At 73.3% G+C, this 16345-nt stretch carries 13 protein-coding genes and 2 pseudogenes; 5 read left to right on the forward strand and 10 right to left on the reverse strand.

From position 1 onward, the window contains the following. Positions 1-183: 183 nt before the first annotated feature. On the reverse strand, positions 184-2574 hold the full coding sequence (locus ACFZP7_RS00270; RefSeq protein WP_385633440.1) for an Orn/Lys/Arg decarboxylase N-terminal domain-containing protein: 2391 nt from the start codon (positions 2572-2574) through the stop codon (positions 184-186). A gap of 386 nt (positions 2575-2960) precedes the next feature. Here ACFZP7_RS00270 and ACFZP7_RS00275 point away from each other — a divergent pair, with 386 nt between their 5' ends. From ACFZP7_RS00275 to ACFZP7_RS00290, 4 genes and pseudogenes are all read left to right on the forward strand, one after another. Next, positions 2961-3875 carry an NADP-dependent oxidoreductase gene (locus tag ACFZP7_RS00275; RefSeq protein ID WP_385633442.1) on the forward strand — a complete coding sequence of 305 codons (915 nt, stop codon included), beginning with the start codon at positions 2961-2963 and terminating at the stop codon, positions 3873-3875. Between the two features lie 97 nt (positions 3876-3972). Then, entirely contained in the window at positions 3973-5061 is a 1089-nt protein-coding gene (locus ACFZP7_RS00280; RefSeq protein WP_107477354.1) for an alkene reductase, read from the forward strand. After that, the gene (locus ACFZP7_RS00285; protein WP_385626699.1) at positions 5058-5531 is read left to right on the forward strand and encodes a MarR family winged helix-turn-helix transcriptional regulator; all 474 of its coding nucleotides are present in this window, start codon (positions 5058-5060) and stop codon (positions 5529-5531) included. The genes ACFZP7_RS00280 and ACFZP7_RS00285 overlap by 4 nt, the downstream gene beginning before the upstream one ends. A gap of 625 nt (positions 5532-6156) precedes the next feature. Then, positions 6157-6303, forward strand: a pseudogene (locus tag ACFZP7_RS00290) (GNAT family N-acetyltransferase); the annotation flags it as partial. A gap of 277 nt (positions 6304-6580) precedes the next feature. Here ACFZP7_RS00290 and ACFZP7_RS00295 read toward each other — a convergent pair. The 9 genes and pseudogenes from ACFZP7_RS00295 to ACFZP7_RS00335 form a co-directional block, all read right to left on the reverse strand. Then, positions 6581-7726, reverse strand: coding sequence for a homoserine O-acetyltransferase (locus ACFZP7_RS00295; protein ID WP_385638265.1), 1146 nt, complete (start codon positions 7724-7726; stop codon positions 6581-6583). Then, the gene (locus ACFZP7_RS00300) at positions 7723-9084 is read right to left on the reverse strand and encodes a bifunctional o-acetylhomoserine/o-acetylserine sulfhydrylase (protein WP_125538211.1); all 1362 of its coding nucleotides are present in this window, start codon (positions 9082-9084) and stop codon (positions 7723-7725) included. Before ACFZP7_RS00300 ends, ACFZP7_RS00295 begins: the two co-directional genes overlap by 4 nt. 496 nt (positions 9085-9580) lie before the next feature. Beyond that, positions 9581-9802: a hypothetical protein gene (locus ACFZP7_RS00305; RefSeq protein WP_079126796.1), complete on the reverse strand. Its 222-nt coding sequence runs from the start codon at positions 9800-9802 to the stop codon at positions 9581-9583. Between the two features lie 149 nt (positions 9803-9951). Beyond that, positions 9952-10125, reverse strand: coding sequence for a hypothetical protein (locus ACFZP7_RS00310; RefSeq protein WP_385638586.1), 174 nt, complete (start codon positions 10123-10125; stop codon positions 9952-9954). A 158-nt stretch (positions 10126-10283) separates the two neighbouring features. After that, on the reverse strand, positions 10284-10415 hold the full coding sequence (locus ACFZP7_RS00315; protein ID WP_385633444.1) for a hypothetical protein: 132 nt from the start codon (positions 10413-10415) through the stop codon (positions 10284-10286). Positions 10416-10686: 271 nt separating this feature from the next. Then, complete coding sequence (locus ACFZP7_RS00320) at positions 10687-12399, reverse strand: RecQ family ATP-dependent DNA helicase (RefSeq protein ID WP_385633446.1); 1713 nt, start codon at positions 12397-12399, stop codon at positions 10687-10689. A gap of 169 nt (positions 12400-12568) precedes the next feature. Beyond that, complete coding sequence (locus tag ACFZP7_RS00325; RefSeq protein ID WP_385633448.1) at positions 12569-13897, reverse strand: FUSC family protein; 1329 nt, start codon at positions 13895-13897, stop codon at positions 12569-12571. Positions 13898-13905: 8 nt separating this feature from the next. After that, positions 13906-14559: a hypothetical protein gene (locus ACFZP7_RS00330; protein WP_385633450.1), complete on the reverse strand. Its 654-nt coding sequence runs from the start codon at positions 14557-14559 to the stop codon at positions 13906-13908. A 999-nt stretch (positions 14560-15558) separates the two neighbouring features. After that, positions 15559-15732, reverse strand: a pseudogene (locus ACFZP7_RS00335) (transposase); the annotation flags it as partial. 197 nt (positions 15733-15929) lie between these two features. Between ACFZP7_RS00335 and ACFZP7_RS00340 the strand changes: the two are divergent. Continuing rightward, positions 15930-16304: a hypothetical protein gene (locus ACFZP7_RS00340; RefSeq protein ID WP_385633452.1), complete on the forward strand. Its 375-nt coding sequence runs from the start codon at positions 15930-15932 to the stop codon at positions 16302-16304. Positions 16305-16345 lie beyond the last annotated feature (41 nt).

The raw sequence follows: 16345 nt of genomic DNA on the forward strand, positions 1-16345 counted from the left end.
ATCCACTTTCGGTACACGGCCTAGCCGGCTGGCCCTTCCGGCCACGCGGCCGCCGGCATCGTAGTCACCGAGGATGCCGGACCGGAACCGCCGCCAGACCGCAACCGCCGCCACGGCTCCGGTCCGCGGGGACGGCGACCCGGCATCCGCCTGTGCGGTCCCTGCCGTGACCAGGCTTCGGGCTCACGGAGGGTTCATCCCGTCGTCCTGGTGCTCCGGGCCCTGCTCCGCTGGGCCGGCGTCACGGCGGCCCGGGGGGGTGTCCTGCTCGTCCGGGAGCAGGCACTCGATCATGTAGTCGCCCGTGTCGGGGGCGCGGGTCACCCCGTGCGTCTCGCTGCCGAAGCCGGGGAAGTGGCGGTCGAAGGACTCCAGGGCCCTGAGGTAGCGCAGGAGAGGGCCGTCCTCCTCGCCGGTGCTCTCGCCCGGCATGAGGACGGGGATGCCGGGTGGTGTCACCGTGACCATCGCGGCGGCGACCCGGCCCGGCGCGTCCGCCAGGCGGATCCGTTCCGTACCGCCGCGGATCAGGCGCTCGTAGCACAGCCGGGGCGGGGCGACCGGCTCGGGAAGCTGCTGGAAGGCCAGGTCGAGCAGCTCCACCAGGCGGGCGTCGCGCAGGTGGTCGTGCATCTCCTGGCACAGGTCGCGCAGGCTCCGTCCGGCGTAGCGCTGCGGATGCTCGGCGACCAGGGCGGGCAGGACACGGTCGAGCGGGGCACCGCCGTCGTGAAGGTCCTTGAAGTCCATCAGGGCGTCCAGCAGCGTGCCCCACTTACCTTTCGTGATGCCCATGGAGAACAGCACCAGCGTGGTGTAGCTGTCGGTCTTCTCCACGACGATGCCGCGCGTCGTCAGGTACGCGGTGAGGACCCGTGCCGGGACTCCCCAGTCCGACATCGCACCGGTCGCCGAGAGTCCCGGGCAGGTCACGGTGACCTTGATCGGGTCGAGCATGCAGTAGCCGTCGGTGAGGCCGGGGAAGCCGTGCCAGTCCGCTTCGGGCGCGAGGTGCCAGCAGGAGGGCTCGGTCCGCAGCAGGTCCGCCGGAGCCTCGTCGAAGGGCAGTCGCGCGCCGCTTGCGGGGTCGGTCACCTCGTCGGGCTGCCACACCCCGAAGAACCAGGGCGGCCGGTCCCCGGCGGCCTCGATCCGGCGCCCGATACGCACCATCTCCTGCCGGAAGCGGACCGCTTCCGACACCGCCTCGTCCATCAGCCAGTGGCCTTGCGGACCGTCCATCATCGCGGTGGCCACGTCCAGCGAGGCGATCATCGGATACAGCGGTGACGTTGTGCCGTGCATCATCAACGCCTCGTTGAAGCGGTCGTGTTCCACCGGTGCGCGCGGTGCGGACCGGACGTGCACCATGGCGCCCTGCGACAGGGCCGCCAGCAGTTTGTGGGTGGACTGGGTGGCGAAGACCGTCGGCCGGCCGGGGCCCGGGAACGCCTCCTCGTCCACCGACATGCCGTAGCGTCGCGCATAGAGCGGATGGAAGCGGGCGTAGGCGAACCAGGCCTCGTCGAAGTGCAGTCGGGGTGTACTGGCGGCGAAGGCGCGGGCCGCCGAGGGCGCGTCGTAACTCAACCCGTCGTACGTGGAGTTGGTGAAGACGGCGTACTGCGCGCGCGGCGACACCGCGTCCGCGGTGAGTGGGTTCCCGGCGATCCGCGCCGCCACCGCGTCCGCCGCGATCTCGCCCGGCGGCAGGGGTCCGGCGAGCCCGTAGCCGTTGCGGGTCGGGACCAGGTAGACCGGCCGGGCGCCGGAGACGACCAGGCCGTGCAGGACGGACTTGTGACAGTTGCGGTCCACCAGGGCGATCTCGTCCCGCGTCACACTGAAGTGGCCGACCAGACGGTTGCAGGTGGAGTCACCGTGCAGGACGAAGTAGGTGCGGTCGGAGCCGAAGACCCGCGCGGCGTTGCGCTCCGCCTCGCCGATCGGACCGGTGTGCTCGAACAGCGACCCGAGCTCCTCCACCGAGATCGACAGGTCGCTGCGCAGCAGCCGCTCCCCGAAGTAGTCGTGGAAGGCCCGGCCCACGGGCGACTTGAGGAAGGCGACACCGCCGGAGTGCGCCGGGGTGTGCCACGAGTACTCGTGCGCGTCGTCGAAGCGCCGCAGCGCCTTGAAGAACGGCGGGAGCAGGGCGTCCTGGTAGCCGCGTGCGGCGGTGGAGATCCGCCCCGCGATGAACGCCGGTGTGTCCTCCAGCGGCCACACATAGCCCACCACCGACTGCGACACCCACAGCGGCAGCTCACGCAGGCCCTCGTCCGCCATGACCAGGAACACCGGCAGGTTCTGGAACCGGCGTCCGATCCGACGCAGGACCGCGGCGCCGCCCGGCCCGTCCTCGGCCCCGGGCAGGAGGTCCCAGGCGACCACGGCGGCGGCCAGACCGGCCTCCGTTCTGAGCACCGCCTCGGCGTCCGAGACGCTCACCACCCACCGGACCTGCAAGCCGGCCGCCCGAAGCCCCTCGGCGACGCGCGCCAACTGCCCGGCGGTGGCGCCTCCGGCATCCGGCTTCTCCGTCACCGCCATCAGAACCGTGCCCTCGGCCATGCCGCCCCCCCTTGCCCACCGGTGGCCCGCACCACCTGTTGCCAGTGTTCGCGGCCGGCACACGCCCGACTGTCCGTGGCCGGTCAAACAACCCCAACGAGTGGCAGCGCGGACTGCGCGTTGACGTTTCTCCACGGCGGGTCCGACTTCCGGTGGCATGCCCCATCTGCGGCCTCGCGCCCGGATCCGGTCGCACAGCCGGGTCGACGCGCTTTCGCACCCCCGGCCGACGCGCCTTGCCATCACCGGCTCGGCACTCTTCCGCGTTGCGGTCCCGAGGAGGTGACGGTCGGCTCCACGTAATAGTTGGCTAGCCACCTAAATGGTGCTACGTTTTATGTGTCCAGCCACATAAAAGGTTCGGTCACTCGAAGGAGACAGCAGTCATGAAGGCCATCGTTTTCGACACGTTCGGCGGCACCGAGGTCCTGCACGAGGCGGAGGTCGAGATCCCGCAGCCCGGCGCCGGACAGGTCCGGGTGCGCGTCCGTGCGGTCGGTGTCAACCCGGTGGACGGCAAGATCCGCTCCGGGGCCATGGAGCACATCTTCCCCACCACGCTGCCGGCCGTTCCCGGCGGCGAGATCGCCGGGGTCGTCGACGCCGTGGGCGAGGGCGTCGACCGGCTGAAGGTGGGCGACGAGGTGCTGGGCTGGTCGGACACCGGTTCGTACGCGGAGTACGCGCTGGCCGCGGCGGCCGTCCTGGCCCGCAAGCCGGCCGGTCTGGACTGGACGCACGCCGTCGCGCTGCCGGTGGCCGGTGACGGCGCCGACCGGGCGCTGGACCTGCTCGGCGTCAAGGCCGGCGAGACACTGCTGATCCACGGCGCGTCCGGCGCCCTCGGCACCGTCGCCGTCCAGCTCGCCGTCGCCCGGGGCGCCCGCGTCATCGGCACCGCGGGCCCGGCCAACCAGGAGTACCTGGCCTCGCTCGGCGCAACCGCGCTGGTCTACGGGGAGGGACTGGTCGAGAGGGTCCGCGCACTCGCCCCGGACGGCATCGACGCCGTACTCGACGCCGCAGGCAAGGGGGCGCTGGAGGACTCGATCACCCTGCGCGGCGGCACGAACCGCATCGTCACCACCGCCGACTTCCGCGCCCGCGAGCTGGGAGTCGTCTTCTCCGAAGGTCCCCAGCGCCGCTCGGCCGCCCGTCTCGCCGAACTCGCCCGGCAGGCCGCCGACGGCACCCTGGTCACCACCGTCGGCGCGACCCACCCGCTGTCCGAGGCGGCCAGGGCCCAGCGGGCCAGCGACGCCGGCCACAGCCGCGGCAAGCTCGTCCTCACCGTCGGCTGACCGCACCCCTGGATGCCGGCCCCACCAGGGTCGGCACCGGCAGCGCCGGCGTCGGACCGGCGCGTCCCGTCACCCGTCTCGTACTGAGGAGTTCCGCATGCCCGCCACCGACCTCGACTCCCTGTGGCAGCCCGCCCGTGCCGGCGACATCCGGCTGCCGCACCGCCTGGTCATGGCCCCGATGACCCGCGACCGGTCCACCCCCGAGGGTGTGCCGACCGAGATGAACGCCGAGTACTACGCCCAGCGTGCCTCGACCGCGCTCATCATCACCGAGGGCACCCAGCCCTCCCCCGACGGGCAGGGCTACCTGCTCACTCCCGGCATCCACTCCCCGGAGCAGGTGGCCGGCTGGCGCAAGGTCACCGACGCCGTCCACACCGCCGGCGGGCGCATCGTCGTCCAGCTCATGCACACCGGGCGCATCGCGCACCCCGACAACACCCCGCACGGGCGCCGGCCGGTGGCGCCCTCCGCGGTCCGCCCGGCCGGCACGATGTTCACCGCGAACGGTCCGCAGGCCATGCCCGAGCCGAGAGCGCTGTCCACCGGTGAGGTCACCGCGACCGTCGACGACTTCCGCCGCGCCGCCGCGTACGCCCTCGAGGCGGGTGCCGACGGCGTGGAGATCCACGGCGCCAACGGCTACCTCCTCCACCAGTTCCTGTCCGACAACGCCAACCGTCGCACCGACCGCTACGGCGGCCGCGCGGAGAACCGCATCCGCTTCGCCGTGGAGGTCACCGAGGCCGTCGCGGATGAGATCGGCGCCGGGCGCACGGGCATCCGCCTGTCCCCCGGCAACCCCTACAACGACATCCGCGAGGACGACGTCCACACCCTGTATTCGGCGCTCGTGGGCGCGCTCGCCCCGCTGGATCTCGCCTACCTGCACCTGGTCCACGCCGGTGACGACGGACTCCTCGGCACCTTGCGGTCGCTGTGGCCGGGCACCCTGATGCTGAACCGGCCCGGCGCCGAACTGTCCACGCGCGCCCGGGACGTCGCCGAGGGCCGTGCCGACGTCATCAGCGTCGGCACCCTGGCGCTGGCCAATCCCGACCTGGTCGACCGGATAGGCTCCTCAGCGCCGCTGAACAGCCCCGACCCGGCCACCTTCTACGGCGGCGGCGCAAGCGGCTACACCGACTACCCGACCCACGGCGACGCACGAGGAGCACGATGACCGACCCCGCGTCCAGGACCCCCGGCACGGCGCGTGACGGACGGCTCAGCTACGCCGTCTTCCAGCTCGCCCGCGTCCACCGCGGCCACGCCGCCGCCATGCTCCGCGACATGAACCTCCACCCGGGGCAGGAACTGCTGCTGATGCAGTTGTTCGACCGCGACGGCCAGACCCAGTCCGAGCTGCTGGAGACGGTCGGTCTCGACCACTCGACCGTCTCCAAGTCGCTGCGCCGCATGCAGGAGGCCGGGCTGCTCACCCGCGAGCCGGCCGACCACGACAGGCGAGTCATGGTCGTCCACCTCACCGCCAAAGGACGCGCGCTGCGTGAGCCCATCGCGCAGATGTGGCGCAACCTGGAGGACATCTCCGTACGGGACCTGACGCGAGAGCAGATCGAGGCGTTCACCGCGACCGCCTACGCCGTCGAGCGGTCCATCAGGAAGCACGGTCGCGCGCAGGGCGAGTGACCCGTGCGTCCTGCCGCCGGGCTCAGCCTGTCCGGCGTCGGCAGGGCGCGGACGCCGGCGGCAGCCCGCGTGTCCCAGGAGGTTCCCCGGCCCGTGCCTCGCGCGGTGTAGGTGAAGTCCCGGTTTGCCGGTAGGAGGAGGGCCTCACGGTGCCGTACGCGTCGGTGGGCAGCCCGCTGGGCACGCCCGGGAACGGTCTGCTGTAGGGGGCGGCGTGCGCGTCGAAGGTCAGCGAGCGGACGCCGGCGTCCTCCTGGTACGGCAGTCGGAACACGGCGTGACCGGTGACGCTCGCCGGTGCCGGCCGCTGCCGTCGGACGTCGGTGCGGCGCCGGCGGCGGTGGGGGCGCGAACCGCGATCGTGACGGCCACGCCCGGGGAAGCCGCCTTGCGGCTGCGGAAGAGGGCACGCGCAGAAGCCATGGGGTCTTCAGTCGCTGGTGTGTGGGGCGGCACAGGTCCTCCCCCGCCGCATCACCGGGAGAAGCTGTTGCCCGTCGTCCGCGTCGGAGGTCTGATTGACCGGCCACCGACCAGGGAGAGAACATGACGGCGCCGCTGCCCGCCCCCACGTTGCGCACCGCTCGTCTGCGACTGCGTGCCTTCCAGGACACGGATGCGGACGACCTCTTCGCGCTCTTCCGCCCGCGTGCTGGAGAAGCTCGGCTTCGCCCTCGAGGGGACGCTGCGGGAGGACTGCGTGGTCAACGGTGACGTCTCCGACTCGTGGGTCTACGGGCTGCTCGGACAGGAGTGGCAGCCGACGTGCGCCACGGGCGGCGGGCCAGGGGCAAGAGCAGCGCGGGGGGGTGTAGGCCGCGTCCGGGCACGGGCGCCTCGGGATTTTCGTTCGCGCGCGCCGCAGACGCCCGTTCGCGGGCCGGGGGCGGGGCCCGGCCCGCCGCGTCACTCCCGGCCGTGGGCCTGCGTCGGCGGGGTCCGGTGGTCGGCGGGAACCGCCCTGTGCTCGGTGAGACGAGGGGGGCCGCCACCGCGGTCGCCGGATCGGCCCGCCGTGGACGCCGGTGCGGTCCACCGCGGTAGCCCCCTCAGGGGAGGAGTTCCCGCACCAGCGCGGCGACTTGCTCCACCTCGATGAGGAAGCCGTCGTGCCCGTGGGGGGACTCGACGGTCCGGAGCGAGTCGGACGTACGGATGCCCGCCGCCAGCTCCGCCTGTTGCGCGGGCGGGTAGAGCCGGTCCGAGTCCACCCCGGCCACCAGGGTGTCGGCGGTCACCCGGGCCAGCGCGGCGCGCACGCCACCCCGGCCGCGGCCGACGTCGTGACTGTTCATGGCCTCGCACAGGGTGACGTAGCTGCCCGCGTCGAAGCGGCTCACCAGCTTGTCGGCGTGATGGTCGAGATAGGACTCGACCTGGTAGCGGCCGCCGCACCATGGGTCCTCCTCCGCCTGGGCGAAGCGGTCGAAGCGCGACTGGAGTTCCGGTTCGCTGCGGTAGGTGAGGTGGGCCATCCGGCGGGCGAGACCGAGTCCTGCGTGCGGCCCCGACCCGGTGGCGTGGTAGTGGCCTCCTCGCCAGTGCGGGTCCGAGCGTACGGCGCGGGTCTGCAGGCCGGCCCAGGCGATCTGCTCCGCGCTCGCGGCCGCCGTCGTGGCGAGCAGCAGAAGCGCGCCCGTGCGTTCGGGGTGGGCCACGGCCCACTCCAGCGCGCGCATGCCGCCCATCGAGCCGCCCACCACCAGCGCCCAGCGGTCGACGCCCAGCGCCTGTGCCAGACCGACCTCGGCGGCGACCTGGTCGCGCTGCGTCAGGAACGGGAAGTCGCCGCCCCAGGGTCGTCCGTCCGGGCGGGCGGACGCAGGCCCCGTGCTGCCCTGGCAGCCGCCGAGGACGTTGGGGGCGACGACGAACCAGCGGTCCGTGTCCAGTGCCCGCCCCGGCCCGACGAGCCCCTCCCACCAGCCGGGCGTCGGATGCCCGGGCCCGGCGGGGCCGGTGACGTGGCTGTCGCCGGTGAGGGCGTGCAGGACCAGCACGGCGTTGGAGCCGTCCGGCGCGAGCCGCCCCCAGGTCTCGAAGGCCAGCCGCAGGCCGGGCAGCCGGCCGCCCGCCTCCAGCCGCAGCGGTGTCTCCCGCTCGTACCACTGGCGGCGCCCGGGCGGGTCGCCCTCCCGCCAGGCCCCGGAGGGCCGTGGGAGGGAGGCCCGTCCGGGCGGCAGTACGGTGTTCAGGACGCGCCCTTCGCGGCCCTGAACCCGGCCTCCAGGTCGGCCTTCAGATCGGCGAGGTTCTCGATGCCCACCGACAGCCGCACCAGGCCGGGCGAGGCGCCGGTGGCCGCCGACTGCGCCTCGTCCAGCTGGCTGTGGGTCGTGGACGCCGGGTGGATGATGAGGCTGCGGACGTCGCCGATGTTGGCGAGGTGGCTGAACAGTTCGACGGCGTCCACGAACCGCTTGCCGGCCTCGACACCGTCATGGAGTTCGAAGGCCAGGACGGCGCCCGCGCCGCGGGGAAGATAGCGCCGCCCGGCCTCGTACCAGCGGTTGGAGGGCAGTCCCGGGTAGTGGACGGCGGCGACCTCGTCGCGCTGCTCCAGCCACTCCGCCAGGGCCTGGGCGTTGGCGGAGTGGCGTTCGACGCGCAGGCTGAGCGTCTCCACACCCTGCAGGAGCAGGAACGCGGAGTGCGGGGAGAGGGCGGGCCCGAGGTCGCGCAGCAACTGGACCCGGAGCTTGACGGCGAAGGCACCGGGCCCCAGCGCGGTCCAGTACCGCAGGCCGTGGTAGCTGGGGTCGGGTTCGCTGAAGTCGGGGAAGCGCTGGACGTGGGCGCCGAAGTCGAAGGACCCGCCGTCGACGACGACACCCCCGATCGTGGTCCCGTGTCCCCCCAGGAACTTGGTGGCCGAGTGGACGACGATGTCCGCGCCGTGCTCGATGGGGCGCAGCAGGTACGGCGTGGGCACCGTGTTGTCGGCGATCAGCGGGACGCCGGCTTCGTGGGCGACGTCCGCCACGGCCCGGATGTCGAGCACGTTGCCGCGCGGGTTGCCCAGCGTCTCGGCGAACAACGCCTTGGTGTCCGGCCGGACCGCCGCCCGCCAGGCCTCGATGTCGTCCGGGTCGTCGACGAAGGTCACCTCGATGCCGAACCTGGGCAGCGTGTGACGGAACAGGTTGTACGTGCCGCCGTACAGGGAGGTGCTGGAGACGATGTGGTCACCGGAGCCCGCCAACGTCAGTACCGCCAGGGTCTGCGCCGCCTGCCCGGACGCCAGGGCGACCGCCGCCACGCCGCCTTCCAGCGAGGCGACCCGCTGTTCGAAGACGTCCTGGGTGGGATTGTGGATGCGGGTGTAGATGTTGCCCGGCTCGGCGAGGGAGAACAGGTCGGCGGCGTGCTGCGTGTCCCGGAAGACGAACGACGTCGTCTGGTAGATGGGGGTCGCCCTCGCTCCGGTCACCGGGTCCGGCGCGGCACCCGCGTGGAGCTGCCTGGTCTCGAAGGACCAGCCCGGGGCGTCGGGGCCGGCGGGCGTCTTCTCGGGCGTGTGACCTGCGGTGACGGAGTCGATCGGCTGGCTCATGTGGTGCTCCTTGTTGCGAACGGTGACGTGTGCGGCGCCCAGACGTGCACGCACCGCGAAACGGACCGCGTCGTGTACGGATCGCGCGGTGTGCCGGTGGTGTGGGTGCGGGACCGGGGCCGAGCCGGGGCGGGGGCGGCGGTCGGTGTGGCGTGAGCCGGGGGTACGTGGGGACGTGAGTCGATCGACGCGGGGGCGTCAGACGCGAGCGGTACAATCCTCGGCGGCGACGGCACGCACGCGGGTGAGGTGACAGGGGGTCACGAGGACGGTCATGCGGCCAGGTAAGCACATGCGCAGGCGCAAGGACCAGCGGATCGCGCCTCGTTGAGGACCTTGCCATGTGTCCGCAACAAAGCCGCCACGAACCGTCTCCGGCACACCGCCACCGGCCCGGTGGCAGCCCGTGTGCCGGCCGGCGGACGGGATCTTCTTCCGGCCCGGGGGTGACGCGCTCGGACGAAGCCGGTCCCCGGGACGCTCGGCCGCCCCGCCGTCAGGCCGACGGACGGCCGGTGGCGGACGGCCGTGTCCTCGCCCTGGTCCGGTGGTAGGTCACGAAGCCGTTGACGGTCACCCCGGCCCAGATGACCGTGCTGATCAGGGGCCACCACAGCGCCCGCCCCTGCTCGCCCTCGATGAGCCTGACGACCGAGTTCAGCGCCCAGCCGACGGCGAGGGCGAGCGCCGCCCACCTGGCCCACCGCCAGATCGCCATGGTCCCCCGCTCACGGGTTTCCCGCACATCGCTTTCGTCGTGCCGTAACTGTGTGTCCGTCATGACTGTTCGTGTGCCCGTCAACCGGCGTCGTCTTCCGGCCGGGGGAAGGAAGGCCGGAAACCACGGGTACCGCCGTCAGCCGCCGGTCAGTTCGGTTGACCGGGGGTGCCGGTGGTGCCGGTGGTGCGCAGGGGCGGGACGGTCAGCACCTCGGCGGCGTTCGCCATGTCCTCGGGGCTCAGCCGGAACGCCTCCGGGTAGGCGTCGCGGCAGGTGCGCCCGGCTCGCTGGTCCGCCAGGTGTAGAGGCAGCGCCCGCACTGCAGGACGTCCCAGACGCCGGGGACGGGCGAGTAGTACAAGGTCCTGACGCTCTCGTGGGCGCAGCGGGGGCACCGGGGCGGTGGTCGGTCATCGGGTCGTCTTCCTTCGCAACGGGGTGGGGTGGCCGGCCGGTCGGCCGGTGGCGGTGACGGGCGTCAGCCGCGGGCTTCGGACAGCAGGCGCTGGAGCTTGGCCGCCCACTCCCTGGCCTCGGGGAGGTCCATGGTGGGCGTCGAGAAGTTGCCGCGGGCGACGGGATGGACGGGCGTGGTGGCATTGATGATCATCTTGCTGGTCAGGCCCGCCGACTGGGCGGCGGGGAGGGCGACGGGTGGTCCCCGGGCCGCGAACGGCGGGCAGTGGCGAGTGCCCGCGCCCGGCCCCGGACGGAACGGTCCTTCGTGCGCTCCTCGCGGACTTCGCGCACGGACTTCGCGCACCCCTCGCGGACGCGGACGCCCGCACCGGGCACGGAGGTCCGGTGCGCTGACCCGAGAAGGCGGGCAGGCGTCCCGCAGCCTGCGCCCGTGGCCACGCTCGCGCGACCCCCGGCCCGGGCTACCTCGAGTCCTCGTCCCCTCCGGCCCGGTGCTGCACGGTGAGCAGGTCGTCACGGCCCGCCACCGTCTTGAGGGACAGGGTGCGGTAGCCCGCCTCGTCGAACAGGACGGTGATGCGGTCGCCGTCCTCGCTGAGCACGGTGCCGTCGCCCCATTCCGCGTGCCGTACTTGAGTGCCGACCGGATAGCGGGTGGCGGTGGGGTGGACGGGCCGGTCGGCCTCGGCCGGGTCGTCGGCCGCGTCCTGCGCGTCGCACCGGTCGCAGTTTCCGCAGGGCGGTTCGTAGGCCTCGCCGAAGTAGCCGAGCAGGAAGTAGCGTCGGCAGCCGGTTCCCTCCGCGTAGGCCCGGGCCATGTCCACCCGGGTACGGTCGGTGCGCCGACGGGCCTCGGCCGTGCGGGTCGCCTCCTCCACCGCCTCCTCCGGCGGGGTGGCCGGGTCCGGGCGTATCCCGCCGTCCTCTCCGGTGCTGACCGTGCCGGCCTCCTCCAGCAGGTTCACCGCGGCCGTGACCCGGGGGCGGGACAGACCCGTGTCCTGGCGCAGTTCCGCCAGGTCGGCCGGATCGTCCTCGCGGTCGTGCACGGCGTCTGCGACCTCCGTGAGCGCCTTCCTGCCGGTGGTGCGGGCGGCGAAGAACGCCTGCATGCCGGTGTCCTCGGGGCGGTAGAAGAGCACGGCGTCGGCGGGCCGGCCGTCCCTGCCGCAGCGGCCGATCTGCTGGTAGTAGGCGTCGAGCGACCCGGGGAGCGCGGCGTGGAGCACGAACCGCACGTCCTCCTTGTCGATGCCCATGCCGAAGGCCGAGGTGGCCACCACCACGTCCGCCTCCCCGGACTGGAACGCACGGTGGACCCGGGTGCGCTCGGCGGCGGGCAGACCGGCGTGGTAGGCCTCGGCCGCCAGCCCCAGCGACGAGAGCTCCCCGGCGTAGTACTCGGTGTCCTTGCGGGTCCCCGCGTAGAGCAGGCCCGGTTTGGGGGAGGCGGCTGCCCGCTCCAGGACGGCCCTGCGGCGGTCGTCCTCGTCCTGGTACCGGCTGGCCTCCAGCCGGATGTTGGGGCGGTCGAAGCCGGTCACCATCACCCGCGGGTCGTCCATGCCGAGGCGCTCGGTGATCTCCCTGCGCACCGGCGGCGCGGCCGTCGCCGTGAGGGCCAGCAGCGGGGGCCTGCCCACACGGCGTACGGCCTGTTCCAGACGGAGGTAGTCGGGCCGGAAGTCGTGGCCCCAGGAGGAGACGCACTGTGCCTCGTCCACCACGAACAGGGCGGGCCGCGCCCGCGCCAGCCGCTCGACCACCTCGTTGTTGGCGAGCTGCTCGGGTGCGAGATAGACGAAACGGGCGCCGCCCTCGCGCACCTTCTCCCAGGCGGCCCGTTCCTGTGCGGCGGTGAGGTCGGAGTTCAGGGCGACGGCGTCCGGCGCCCGGTCCCCAGCGGGGAGGCCGGCGATCTGGTCGCGCTGCAGGGCGAGCAGCGGTGAGACGACCACCACCGGTCCCGGCAGCAGACAACCGGGCACCTGGAAGACCGCGGACTTGCCGGATCCCGTCGGCATCACCACCAGGACGTCCGCCCCGTCCAGCACCCATTCCATGGCCGTGGCCTGCTCCGGGCGCAGGCTGTCCCAGCCGAACACCTCGGCCGCCACGGCGCGCAACCGCGCGGCGCGCCCCTCGCCCGCGGACGGTTCGGTCGTACTGGTCATGCCCGGCTCCTCACCCTGGTCCTGACGGCCGAGCACACCGTGGCACTCCGGGCGGGCGCCCGCGACCGTCCGCGTCGCACGCCACCTGTCGGCCTCCGGCCGGCCTGCCGCACCCGTGTGGAGGCCGGCTCGGGTGGCGGCACTCGGGTACCCAGTCAGTGGCGTGCAATCAGTCGACCGGAGCGTCCGGTGCACCGGCACACGACCGTCGTACGGGTCCCGGGGCGTCCGCGGCGGCCGCGCGGTCCGCTCCGGTGGCGGTGGCGAGGTCCGAGGCGAGGGCGTGCAGCCACACCTCCAGGTCGACCAGGAGGGACGACGCCCCGGGCGTCGTGTCGGACGAGGTGGCCACCGGCAGCGGTGCGAGCCGGACGTCGACTCCCCCCCCCCCCCCCCCCCCCGGGGGCAGGTCCGCCGCTCTCAGGCCGGCATCCGCTACCTGCCGCGCGACCGTGTCCACCCACCGCCGTGCCTCGGGCGGGAGGCCGGGGACGCCCCGCGCGGGCGGTAGCCAGTAGGCGCCGGTCAGCACACGGGAGCCGTAGTTCAGGGCGGCGAGCCAGTCGGGACCGTCGCCGTCCGCGCGCGGGGCCGGCTCCGTACGGAACTGCGCGTACGCCGCCTCCGCGATCCGCAAGTGGTGCAGGGCGGGCCACAGCGGTCCGGTCGTGGGCCGCTTGGACCTGTCGCCCCGCGGCACGGCGCCGCGGCCGGCCACCACGTCGGCGGTCTCCCGCACCACCGGCGCGGCGGCCCGGAAGAGCGTCGCCACGCTGCGCCGCAGCTCGGTGCGCGCGCCGGCGGGCCACGCGAGGAGCGCGCAGACCAGTCCGATCGCGCTGCCCGTCAGCACGTCCACGAGCCGGGCCTCCGCCAGGCACCAGGTCACGGGGGCGATCTGGGCGAACGCCGTCGACACGACCAGGGTGAACAGCCCCTGCGCCCAGGCGGGTCCGCCCGCGGGTCCCACCGAGAAGGCGACCACCATCGTCGGCACCAGCAGACCGGCGTACACCTCGGTCGCGTCCCCCGCGCCGATGATGAGCGCGCCCGCGAGCACGGCGCCGGCCAGGGTCCCGGCCGCGGCCGACCGTACGGCCGACCAGGTGCCCACCGCCGTCGTGCGGGCCAGCGTGAGCACGCTCAGCAGTACCCAGAAGCCGTGCGACAGGTCCAGCGACCCGGCCACCAGACGGGCGAGGGCGAGGCCCAGCGCGGTACGGACCGCGTTCTGGAACACGACCGAGCGCGGGGTGAGGTTGCCGCGGATCCGTACGAGCCACAGGCGCGCCGTCGACGGCCTCGCGTACCAGAACTGCTCGCGGGGCAGTCCGGGCACCGCACGGCCGGCGCCCGCCGCGAGGTGCGCGGCCGTGCGCACGGTCACCGTCGACACCGCCACCGTCAGCAGGGTCGACTGGCGCCGCAGGAGCGCGTAGGGGCGTGCGCGGCCTCCCTCCGGGGGCTCGCCGCGCTCGTCCAGGAACCGGGCCGTCATCTCCTCGATCAGCTCCGCGCCGCCCGCCGGCCGGTCGCCGCGGAGGATGTCCGCGGTCTCCTCGCACGTCGCCGCGACGCCGTGGAGGAGGTTCCGCGAGGCCGTGTCGGCCGGGGCTGCGGGGAGTTCGCCGAGCGTGGCCAGCTGGTCCAGCAGTCGGCGGGCGGCCGACCCCGCGTGGGCCAGCGCCCGATCGGTCCGGCCGGCGCCGGTCGGCCGGCCGCCGTGCGGTTGCCGCGAGAAGCGCAGCTCCCGCCCGGTCGTCCGCAGCAGCGCGCCCGCTCGCTGTCGACGGTCTCCGCCCGGAGCAGGACGCGCGCCGTGCGGGCCGCCAGGTCGAGGGCGTCCGCGACGCGCACGGCGTACGACGGCCGCCGGGGCGACGGGAACAGCAGGACTTCGCCCAGGCACAGCACCGCCGCGCCCAGTGCCAGTCCACCCAGCCGTTCGGGCAGCGTGGCGGGGGCGTAGGGCGGGAAGCAGGCCAGGATGTAGCAGAGCTGCAGGCCGGGGACGACGCCGGCGAGGCGGGTTGCGCAGGCCGCACCGAAGGTCAGGGAGAGGGCGACGACGAGCATGCCGAGGGCCGCCGTCCATGTCGTGACCGCCAGGACGGTGCCCGACGCGATCAGGGCGGCGGCAGCCGGTGCGGCGCGCAGCACGGTGCCCGTGCGGCGGCTGCCCGAGCCCGGCAGGGGGGACAGGACACCGAAGGCGATGGGGGTGAAGAGGGGCGTACAGCGCGAGGACCGGCCGGTCCAGGAGGTACGCCGCGGGGTAGAAGCCGGCGGCCGAGGCCACGGACACCCGGACCGCGCGCCCGATACCACCGAACGACGCGGCGGGCGACGGCAGTTTCGGCATCGGTTCCCCTTCCCGGCGGTCGACCCGCGCCGGACACTCAGCCGCGGGGTCCCGCGGGCGACACATCATGCCGAACCGCCGAAATGCGGGACCGCTGCCGCACCCGAGCGCCGGGCACGCTCGCCCGACCGGCGCAGCGGGCACCGGGCGCACCGCCGACCGCTCTGACGTCAGGGCGGTTCGGCGGTGCGCCCGGGCGTCTTCCCGCGGGTCCGTGGACGCCGCTCACCCGACTCGTCCGGACGACGACCAGCACGGCTGACCCGCCTTCCGGCGGCCGGCGTCGGTGTGCGCCGGGTCCCTCGCCCCCGGCCGACGACGCCGCGCCCAGAGGCCGACGGGGTGGGGCCGAGCGATCAGAGGCGTCCGGCCCGGCGGGGGGCGCCTCTCATGGAACGTTTCCACTGGAAACGACAACACCGCGTTCGCCCGGTGGCGCAGTGGCGGGTATCTCAGCCCCACAGTTTGCGGGTGAACTCCTTCGCCCACTCCACCCGCTCCTGGTGCGGGCCTTGTAGCGTGCAGGGGGAGTTCGGGCGGGCCTGGCACTTCGGGCAGGTGACATCCTTCGCGTGCCAGGTCCGCGCCGCCGAGCCGGCGGTCTCCTGCGGTTCCCGCTCTCTCCTGCGCTGCCGAGGAGGCCAGGCTTTACCGATCGTTTCGGAATGCCGCCCGAAGCCGTCGGAGACAGATGATGCTGCAGGCAAGCTGGAGGAGACCTTGGTGGATGCATTTGCCTGGCTGCACCAGTTCAAACGACTCCGCATCCGCTACGAACGACGCGCCGACCCCCGGTCGGCATACAGGCGCCGGGGCTTGCGGCGGGGGCGTCCCCGCATACCTCGGATCGACGGGACGGCGTCGAGTAGCGGCAGGAGCTGGGTGACGTCATAGCGGTTGCCGCCGGTAAGTGTGACGGCGAGCGGGGTTCCGTGGCGGTCGACGATCAGGTGGTGTTTGGAACCGGGACGGGATGATGCCGGCCAGTGCGACCCGGTCCGGCACGGGGAGCCGCCCGGGGGGGGGCGATGTCGGCGCGCGGGTCGTGCTGGCAGCAGCGGGGCTATCCGGTCCCACAGTTCGTCGGGGACAAGGTTCTTGGTCACGATGCTGAAGCCTGCCAGAGAATCCGGTTGAGCCCACCGGGCCAGCTCGACATACTCCCCGCATGACCAGCAACGGGGCCGGAGCCACTGAGCAGGGGTGGGACGCTCCCTGGTATCGCGTCCGAACAGAACGCTTCCAGGCATCATTCCTGCCCAGCGCGGACGAGCCCCTGGATGCCGTCTGCAACGTCGATGTCGAGGTCCGGCTGACAGCGGACGAGTCACGCTGGAGCGCGACCGTGTTCACTCTTGCTGAGGTCGAGCGCCTCCTGGGAAAGGACTCCCGAACCGGCGAGTCTCTGAGCGGCCGCTACTTCTGGTGCTCCGACGGCCTCATCGTTCGAGACGCAGGCATCGACAACATCACGACCGTGCTGACTGGTCTGCTCGATTGTGGTGACTTCACGCAGGTCCTTCAGCGGCTCGACGACGACTGACCGTCGGCCCCATTCTGAAACGATCAGTTAGCCAGTCTCGG

This window comes from Streptomyces sp. SudanB5_2050, assembly GCF_964272335.1.
Lineage (GTDB): Bacteria > Actinomycetota > Actinomycetes > Streptomycetales > Streptomycetaceae > Streptomyces > Streptomyces rochei.